Genomic DNA, 9,347 nt, shown 5'->3' with positions numbered 1-9,347 from the left:
GGCGCGCCCGCCCCCCCCCGGGGCCGGGGGGCGGGGGGGGGGGGGGGGGGGCGCCCCCCCGGGGGGGGGGGGGGGGCGGCCGCCCCGCCCCCCCCCCCCCCCCCCCCCCCCCCCCCCCCCCCCCCTACCGGCTCCTGAGCGCGTTGTCGGTGTGCCTCCACCGGGACAGCAGGATGGCGGTGACGGCATACAGTGCCGCCGCTCCGATCACCACGGGCACCGACCGCCCGTCGGGCGGCAGTAGCGCCGCGGAGACCGCGGCGGCGCCTACGAAGGCCACGTTGAACAGCACGTCGTAAAGGGAGAACACCCTGCCGCGGAAGACATCGTCCACCGAGGTCTGCACCACTGTGTCCGTCGCGATCTTCGCCCCCTGAGTCACGAGCCCGAGGACGAACGCGGCGGCGAGCACCGGTGCGGGGACGAACCACAGCCCCAGCGTGGGTTCGAGGACCGCGGCGGTCGCCGCGCACACCGCCATCCAGCGGAACCGGCCGAGCCGCCCCGCCGTCCAGGGCGTCACCACCGCCGCGGAGAAGAACCCCGCGCCCGATACGCCCACCGCCAGCCCGAGCAGGGCCAGCCCTCGGGAATCGGTGCCTGACCAGGCGTACCGGCACAGCATCAGCACCATCACGGTCAGAGCGCCGTAGCAGAAGCGGAACACGGTCATGGCGGCCAGTGCCCGGGCGGCAGGTCTCCGCTCCGACAGATGACGCAGCCCCTCGACGAGCCCACGAGCGGTGACGGCCGTCGCCGTCCCCAGCCGGACCCGGTGCTCGTCCCGATCCGGTCCGAGGAGTCTGGTGGCCAGGCTCAGAGACGTCAGGGCCGAGGCGAGATAGAGCGCGGCGCCCAGCAGCACCACCGTCGCATCGGAGTCGGCGATGACCAGTCGCACGACGAAGGCGAGGCCGCCGCCCGCCGATGCTGCGAGCGTGCCCGCGGTCGGCGAGAGCGAGTTGGCGAGGATCAGTCGCTCCTTGTCGACGACCCGTGGCAGCGCGGCCGAGAGCCCGGCCAGTACGAAGCGATTGACCGCGGTGACGCAGAGCGCGGAGGCGTAGAAGAGCCATTCCGGCGCCGAGCCGAGGATCAGGAACGCGGTGCAGCAGGCGAGCGCGGCGCGGAGCACGTTGCCGTACAGAAAGACCTGGCGGCGCGGCCAGCGGTCCAGCAGGACCCCGGCGAAGGGGCCGACGAGCGAGTAGGGCAGCAGCAGAACGGCCATCGCGGAAGCGATGGCGGTCGCCGATGCCTGATTCTCGGGGGAGAAGACGACGTATGAGGCCAGCGCGACCTGGTAGACGCCGTCGGCTGCCTGGGAGAGGAGTCGTACGGCGAGCAGACGACGGAAGTTCCGAAGGCACAGGAGCACGCGCAGATCACCGACGACTGGCATGTGATCAAGGGTCACATACGTTGAGGGTCCCCGAGTGGAATGCCGGGAACCCTCAACGGTGCGGAACGAGAGGGGCGTTGCCGCTCCTCAGCGGACCGGTGGCGACGCGCCGTGTCCGGTCGCGTCAGTTGGAGACCTCGCCCCTGATGAACTTCTCGACGTTGTCGCGGGCCTCGTCGTCGAAGTACTGGACCGGCGGGGACTTCATGAAGTAGGAGGACGCCGAGAGGATCGGGCCACCGATGCCGCGGTCCTTGGCGATCTTCGCGGCGCGGAGCGCGTCGATGATGACACCGGCCGAGTTCGGCGAGTCCCAGACCTCGAGCTTGTACTCAAGGTTCAGAGGAACGTCGCCGAAGGCGCGGCCCTCAAGACGCACGTACGCCCACTTGCGGTCGTCCAGCCAGGCCACGTAGTCCGACGGGCCGATGTGGACGTTGTTCTCGCCCAGCTCGCGGTCACGGATCTGAGAGGTGACCGCCTGCGTCTTGGAGATCTTCTTGGACTCCAGGCGCTCACGCTCGAGCATGTTCTTGAAGTCCATGTTGCCGCCGACGTTCAGCTGCATCGTGCGGTCCAGGATGACACCCCGGTCCTCGAAGAGCTTCGCCATCACTCGGTGCGTGATGGTGGCACCGACCTGCGACTTGATGTCGTCGCCGACGATCGGGACACCAGCCTCGGTGAACTTGTCCGCCCACTCCTTGGTGCCGGCGATGAAGACCGGGAGAGCGTTGACGAACGCGACCTTGGCGTCGATGGCGCACTGGGCGTAGAACTTCGCCGCGTCCTCGGAGCCGACCGGCAGGTAGCAGACGAGAACGTCGACTTCACGGTCCTTGAGGACCTGGACCACGTCGACCGGGGCCTCGGACGACTCCTCGATGGTCTGGCGGTAGTACGTGCCCAGACCGTCGAGGGTGTGGCCGCGCTGGACGGTGACACCGGCGTTCGGCACGTCGCACAGCTTGATGGTGTTGTTCTCGCTGGCACCGATGGCGTCCGCGAGGTCGAGCCCGACCTTCTTCGCGTCGACGTCGAAGGCAGCGACGAACTCGACGTCCCGCACGTGGTAGTCGCCGAACTGGACGTGCATCAGGCCGGGCACCTTGCCGGCCGGGTCGGCGTCCTTGTAGTACTCGACGCCCTGGACCAGCGAGGCGGCGCAGTTGCCCACGCCGACGATGGCTACGCGAACCGAACCCATTCCGGTTGCTCCCTGTGTGTAATGGATGTTCCCGATGAAGCCCCGCGGATCTGCGGGAACCTCACTGTGAGGTGTCGTCGGACGGATCCGGCGGGGTGTCAGCCCGGCGCCGGGGCAGGCCGTCCGGCTCTCCTGCGGTGTCCTGCTGAGCGTCGCGCCCGGGCGAGGATCGTCGCTGATCCCGTCCCGACCGCTCGCTCTCGATGAGCTCGTTCAACCAGCGCACTTCGCGCTCCACGGACTCCATGCCGTGCCGCTGCAGCTCAAGCGTGTAGTCGTCGAGGCGCTCGCGTGTGCGGGCCAGAGAGGCACGCATCTTCTCCAGGCGCTCCTCCAGCCGACTGCGGCGGCCTTCCAGCACCCGCATCCGCACTTCGCGCTCGGTCTGCCCGAAGAAGGCGAAACGGGCTGCGAAGTGCTCGTCCTCCCAGGAGTCGGGGCCGGTGTGCGAGAGCAGTTCCTCGAAGTGCTCCTTACCTTCTGCCGTGAGCCGGTAGACGATCTTGGCCCGGCGCCCGGCCAGCGAGGAGGCGGGGGCGACCGGACGCCCGACCGCGGGCGGGAGATCGGCCGGAGCGAGCCCCGGTTCCTCGATCAACCAGCCGTTGGCGACCAGCGTCTTGAGGCAGGGATAGAGCGTGCCGTAGCTGAAGGCGCGGAAGATCCCCAACGAGGTGTTGAGGCGTTTGCGCAGCTCGTAGCCGTGCATGGGGGATTCGCGGAGCAAGCCGAGAACGGCGAATTCGAGAATGCCGGAGCGCCTGCTCATCTTCGCCTCCTTCTTCCTCGGTGCTTCCGCGAAGCCCTGTGCGGGGCTGATGTGCCGAGCTGATGTATCGACTCGATACATCACGACGATAGATCGGCCCTCGCGTCGCGACAAGGGTGGGCATGGTGAACGGCGTCACATCACGAATTCGTAGGCACCGACTTGCGTTGTTTGAGGTGAAGTTCGGTCCTAGGAGGGTTTTGACCGTGCGTAGTCTGTGCGGCATGCAGACCACCGGTGACCGCGAGACGCCCGCGCGCGTCAGCCATGACGGACCAGCCGGCCGCGTGGCGGACGAGCCCGTTGCCGGGCTGGTCCGTAAGTCGGGGGGACCGGATCTCAACTGCCGCTTTCAGGCGTTCTCGCCTGCCCGAGGAGTAGTCGTTCCATGAGCGAGCACCGTCGCAAAACGCCGCAACCGCAGGGTGGCGGGCGTGCAGCGGCCAGACGAGCCGCCCAGCAGTCCTCCGGACGCCGAGCCGCTCCGTCACGCGGAGTAACGTCCGAGTCATCATCCGGTGCGCACGGCGGGGACAGCCCGCACGGCGGCCGTGCAGCGGCCCGACGAGCCGCCCAGCGCGGCGGGGGCCGAGGGAGCGGCGGCGGTGGAGGCCGTCGTCGCGGTGGTGGCGGCAGCGGACACGAAGGCCCGGGCAGGGGCCGTGGCCGTGGGAGTCAGCGCCCTGTCAAGAAGCGCTTCATCGACTACCCGCGCGCCGGGAAGTACGGCGTGCAGCGCTGGGTGCCGTCGTGGAAACTCGTCTCCGGCCTCTGCATCGGCTTTCTCGGCCTGCTCATGGGCCTGGCCGGCATCGCGTACGCGCTCGTCGACAAGCCTGAGGTGAATGCCACCGCGGAAGCGCAGAACAACGTCTATTTCTATGACGACGGCTCGCAGATGGTCGCCACGGGCGGGGAGATCAACCGTCAGATCATCGGTTACGAACAGATCCCCGAAGCCATGCGGAACGCGGTCATCTCGGCCGAGAACAAGTCGTTCGACGACGACTGGGGCATCGACCCCATGGGCATCGCCCGTGCTCTGTTCAACATGGCGACCGGCGGCGAGACCCAGGGCGGATCGACGATCACCCAGCAGTACGTGAAGAACTCCTACCTGTCCCAGGAACAGACCCTGAGCCGGAAGATCCAGGAACTCTTCATCACGCTCAAGGTCACCAACGAGACGGACAAGAAGGACATCATCCGTGACTACCTGAACATCTCTTCCTACGGGCGAGGTGCCTACGGGATCCAGGCGGCGGCCCGTACGTACTACAACAAGGACGCCGAGGACCTGAACCCGAGCGAGTGTGCGTTCCTGGCCACGCTGCTCAAGGGTGCTACCTACTACGACCCGGCGGGCGTCCCCGAGGTGGATCCGGAGGAGGCCACCCAGGCGAAGAACACCAAGCGGGCCAGGGAGCGGTGGGAGTGGATCCTTGACGAAGAGGTGAAGGACAAGCGCCTCTCGCAGGCGGAGCGCGACAAGTACACCGAGTTCCCGATGCCCGTTCCGCGGAGGAAGAGCGCCCAACTGGGCGGTCAGACCGGCTACCTGGTCGACCTCGCCAAGTCGTACGCCCTGAACAACATCGAGGGTATGACGGCGGAGATGCTCGCCCAGGGCGGCTACGAGATCCACACGACCTTCAACAGGAACCAGGTCAAGCAGCTCGAGACCGCCGTCGACAAGGTCTACAAGGACAAGATCAAACCGAAGCAGCGTCCCAAGACCGACACCCACGTCCAGTTCGGCGGGGGGTCGGTGGATCCCAAGACCGGTGCCATCAAAGCGATCTACGGCGGTCAGGACGCGACCAAGCACTACACCAACAACGCCGATCCCACGGGTGCGCAGGTCGGTTCGACCTTCAAACCGTTCGTGCTGGCGGCGGCGATGGAGTACGGCAAGCGCGATCCCTCGCTCGGTCCCGATCAGGGCTTGTCCGAGCGTCAGAAGGTCTCCCCGCTGAGCATCTACAACGCCGACCACAACCTGAAGATCAAGGAGTACAACGGTCAGATCTGGACCGACGAGGACGGCAAGCAGTGGCTGCAGGCGAACGACGGCAATGAGTCGCGGGGCAACATCACCCTGCGCGAAGCGATGCAGTGGTCCGCCAACTCCCCATACGTGCAGCTCGGCATGGACGTCGGCACCGACAAGGTGAAGGATGTCGCCATCAAGGCCGGGCTCAAGGACGACCGCAACATGGCCGACCCGAACGTGCCGTCGTTCTCCCTCGGTACGTCCTCGCCCAGCGCGATCCGCATGGCTGGCGCGTACGCGACCTTCGCCGCCAGTGGCCAGCAGCGCGAGCCCTTCTCCGTGACCGAGGTGAAGTACCGGGGCGAGACCATCTACCGGCACAAGGACGCCCCCAAGCGCGCCTTCGACAACGCGATCGCCGACAACGTCACCGACGTACTGAAGAACGTCGTCGAGCGGGGGACCGGTACCCCCGCGAAGCTGCCTGGCCGTGACGTGGCGGGCAAGACGGGTACGACCGACGGCAACAAGTCGGCGTGGTTCGTCGGCTACACGCCGCAGCTGTCGACGGCCATCAGCATGTACCGGCTGGACGACGACGAGAACAACAAGGACCGCAAGTTCGAGGAGATGTACGGCACGGGCGGCGAGAAGTCGATCCACGGTGCCTCGTTCCCGGCCCAGATCTGGCACGACTACATGGCGGAGGCGATGCGCGGCAAGCCGGCCCTGTCCTTCCCGGAACCGACACCGATCGGTGACAAGGTCTACGGTGGCGGCGCACAGAGCCCGAGGCCGACGCCGACAATGGACCAGACGCCCACGCGGGACGAGGAATCGTCCCAGTCGCCCACACCGAACACGTCTTCGGCCCAGGCCGATCCGACCGGGACCTGTAGCCCGGGGGATCAGAACTGTCAGAACAACAACGGCGGGGGCAACAATGGCGGCGCGAACGGCGGAGACGGCGGTGGTCCCGATCCCAGCCCGTCGATGACCGATCCGTCCGGAGGCGACAACGGCGGCAACGGCAACGGCAACGGCAACGGCAATGGGCACGGGGGGCCCGGCGGATGGCTCGGGGGCCCGGCCGGATGACGCCCGCCTGATCCATCGGACCGTCGCACGAGGGCCGCTCGCACCACGTGGTGCGAGCGGCCCTCGTCGTTGCCACACACCCGTACGGCAGGATGTGCGGCATGCCAAGCGCAGAAGACACGAGCGTGGACCAGGAACGGCCTGTCGTACGGCCCACGCACCAGGACGAGATCGCCGCGGCCGGCAGCGAGCTGATCGGCGGACGGTCGGGGCGCTGGGCACGGCTCGGCACCACGTCACCCACGCCCGTGGGCGTCGTGGCGCTGGTGGCTCTCGGCATGTTCGCACTGGGCATGGTGCAGAAGCTGCCCTGCTACAACTGGGCATGGTTCAGGGGCACCGGATCGCAGTACACGCACGCCTGCTACTCGGACATTCCGCATCTCTTCGTCGCCCGGGGCTTCTCCGACGGGCTCGTGCCCTACTTCGACCGGTTGTCCGGCGACATGCAGTACCTGGAGTACCCCGTTCTGACGGGTGCGTTCATGCAGGTCGCGTCCTGGCTGACACCGGGCGGATCCCTTCAGCACCGAGAACAGGTCTATTGGATGGTCAACGCGGGCATGCTGATGGTCTGCGCCGCGATCATCGCCGTCTGTGTGGCCCGTACGCACCGGCGCCGTCCCTGGGACGGGCTGCTGGTCGCCCTCGCGCCGGCCTTCGCGCTCACCGCGACGATCAACTGGGACCTGCTGGCCGTGGCGCTGACGGCCGCGGCGATGCTGATGTGGTCCCGGGGGCGGGCAGGAGCGTTCGGAGTACTCATCGGGCTCGCCACGGCCGCCAAGCTCTACCCCGTGCTGCTGCTCGGGCCGGTCTTCGTGCTGTGCTGGCGGGCGGGGAAATGGCGCGAGTTCGCCGCGGCGACGCTCGGGGCGGCGGGCTCCTGGCTGGTGGTCAATCTGCCGGTGATGGTTCTCGCTCCCGACGGATGGAAGAAGTTCTACACGTTCAGTCAGGAACGAGGCATCGACTTCGGCTCCTTCTGGCTGATCATCACTCAGCGCACCGGCAGCCCGATCGAGGTCACGACCGTCAACACCGTCTCGACCCTGCTGACGTTCGTGCTGTGCGCGGCGATCGGCGCACTGACATTGACGGCTCCGCGCAGGCCGCGCTTCGCGCAGCTCGCCTTCCTCGTCGTCGCCGTGTTCATCCTGGTCAACAAGGTGTACTCGCCGCAATACGTGCTGTGGCTGATCCCGCTGGCCGCCCTGGCCAGGCCCCGTTGGCGCGACTTCCTGATCTGGCAGGCGTGCGAGGTCATGTACTTCCTGGGCATCTGGATGTACCTCGCGTACACGACGAGCGGGGACAAGCACCAGGGGCTCCCGACGGAGGGGTACCAGCTGGCGATCCTCCTGCACCTGCTGGGCACGCTCTACCTCTGCGCCGTCGTCGTACGGGACGTTCTCAGGCCGGAGCGGGACGTCGTACGGCGCGACGGATCGGACGACCCGTCCGGCGGCGTGCTCGACGGGGCCGGGGACGCGTTCGTGCTGGGACGCGCGGCGCGTCCGCCGCGGCAGGACGTCGTCGCCGTCGCGGGGCCGTGGGCGGAGCGGGCCGCTCAGCGGAGACAGGTCGCGGAGTGAGACGCGGCGAGGGGCCCTCCGGGAACGAACCCGGAGGGCCCCTCGGTGCTTTCGCCCCGCCCTGGTCGCGTCGCCCTCCAGGCCGGAGTGCGGGGGCCGCCGGGCGTCAGCGGCTGTCCTCCCGGACGTCAGTGGTCGACGAGCCGGTCGAACTGGGTGGTCGTGTGGCGCAGGTGGGCCACCAGCTCGTCGCCGACCTTCGGCTCCTGGGCGTCGGCGGGCACGAACAGGATCGACACCTGCATGTGCGGCGGCTCGGCGAACCAGCGCTGCTTGCCCGCCCAGACGAACGGGGACAGGTTGCGGTTGACCGTGGCCAGGCCCGCGCGGGCGACCCCCTTGGCCCGTGGCATCACGCCGTGCAGGGCCTTCGGGGCCTCCAGACCCACGCCGTGCGACGTACCGCCCGCGACGACCACCAGCCAGCCGTCCGACGCGACCTTCTGCTGGCGGTAGCCGAAGCGGTCGCCCTTGGCGACGCGGGTGACGTCCAGTACGGCGCCCCGGTACTGCGTCGCCTCGTGGTCGCCGAGCCACAGCCGGGTGCCGATACGGGCGCGGAAGCGGGTCTGCGGGAACTGCTGCTGGAGCCGGCCCAGCTCCTCGGCGCGCAGATGGCTGACGAACATGGTGTGCAGCGGCAGCCGCGCCGCGCGCAGCCGGTCCATCCAGGCGATGACCTCCTCGACCGCGTCCGAGCCGTCCGTGCGGTCCAGCGGCAGGTGCAGGGCGAAGCCTTCGAGGCGTACGTCCTCGATCGCGGCGTGCAGCTGCCCGAGCTCCTCCTCCTTGACTCCGTGGCGCTTCATCGAGCTCATGCACTCGATGACGACCCGCGCGCCCACCAGGGCGTGCACACCGTCCACGGAGGAGACGGACCGGACGACCCGGTCGGGCAGCGGCACCGGCTCCTCGCCCCGGCGGAACGGGGTCAGGACGAGCAGATCGCCGCTGAACCAGTCCTTGATGCGTGCTGCCTCGTAGGTGGTGCCGACGGCGAGCATGTCGGAGCCGAAGCGGATGGCCTCCTCGGCGAGCCGCTCGTGACCGAAGCCGTATCCGTTGCCCTTGCAGACCGGGACGATGCCGGGGAACTGGTCGAGGACGGACTTCTGGTGCGCCCGCCAGCGCGCGGTGTCGACGTACAGGGAGAGCGCCATGGCCGGTCCGGAACCTTTCTGGTGGCTGCAGGGGGGTGTCGGAGATGTACGGGGCTTTGCCGCCGAGCCGGCTGCGGAACCCGCCGGATCCGTCGGAGGGTTCGCCGCGGTACGTGCCGGTGC

Annotated in this window: 7 protein-coding genes; 2 read left to right on the top strand and 5 right to left on the bottom strand. The window is 68.5% G+C overall.

Going from position 1 to position 9,347, the window contains the following annotated elements:
* Nucleotides 1–124 precede the first annotated feature (124 nt).
* The 4 genes from ACGF2V_RS01065 to ACGF2V_RS01050 form a co-directional block, all read right to left on the bottom strand.
* Nucleotides 125–1,402, bottom strand: coding sequence for an MFS transporter (locus ACGF2V_RS01065; RefSeq protein ID WP_362705714.1), 1,278 nt, complete (start codon nucleotides 1,400–1,402; stop codon nucleotides 125–127).
* 124 nt (nucleotides 1,403–1,526) lie between these two features.
* The gene (locus ACGF2V_RS01060; protein WP_362619355.1) at nucleotides 1,527–2,609 is read right to left on the bottom strand and encodes an inositol-3-phosphate synthase; all 1,083 of its coding nucleotides are present in this window, start codon (nucleotides 2,607–2,609) and stop codon (nucleotides 1,527–1,529) included.
* Between the two features lie 61 nt (nucleotides 2,610–2,670).
* Nucleotides 2,671–3,378, bottom strand: coding sequence for a helix-turn-helix transcriptional regulator (locus tag ACGF2V_RS01055; protein ID WP_362705717.1), 708 nt, complete (start codon nucleotides 3,376–3,378; stop codon nucleotides 2,671–2,673).
* A 511-nt stretch (nucleotides 3,379–3,889) separates the two neighbouring features.
* Nucleotides 3,890–4,021: a hypothetical protein gene (locus tag ACGF2V_RS01050; protein WP_362705720.1), complete on the bottom strand. Its 132-nt coding sequence runs from the start codon at nucleotides 4,019–4,021 to the stop codon at nucleotides 3,890–3,892.
* Between the two features lie 153 nt (nucleotides 4,022–4,174).
* Here ACGF2V_RS01050 and ACGF2V_RS01045 point away from each other — a divergent pair, with 153 nt between their 5' ends.
* Nucleotides 4,175–6,469, top strand: coding sequence for a transglycosylase domain-containing protein (locus ACGF2V_RS01045; protein WP_362705892.1), 2,295 nt, complete (start codon nucleotides 4,175–4,177; stop codon nucleotides 6,467–6,469).
* A 101-nt stretch (nucleotides 6,470–6,570) separates the two neighbouring features.
* Entirely contained in the window at nucleotides 6,571–8,064 is a 1,494-nt protein-coding gene (locus ACGF2V_RS01040) for a glycosyltransferase 87 family protein (protein ID WP_362705722.1), read from the top strand.
* Between the two features lie 128 nt (nucleotides 8,065–8,192).
* Here ACGF2V_RS01040 and ACGF2V_RS01035 read toward each other — a convergent pair whose 3' ends face one another.
* Nucleotides 8,193–9,224: an alanine racemase gene (locus ACGF2V_RS01035; RefSeq protein WP_362627190.1), complete on the bottom strand. Its 1,032-nt coding sequence runs from the start codon at nucleotides 9,222–9,224 to the stop codon at nucleotides 8,193–8,195.
* Nucleotides 9,225–9,347: the final 123 nt, after the last annotated feature.

This window comes from Streptomyces sp. NPDC047982 (assembly GCF_043204165.1).
Taxonomy (GTDB): Bacteria; Actinomycetota; Actinomycetes; order Streptomycetales; family Streptomycetaceae; genus Streptomyces.
Note: the sequence above shows the minus strand (reverse complement) of the source record. Positions and strands in the feature narration are given on the sequence as shown.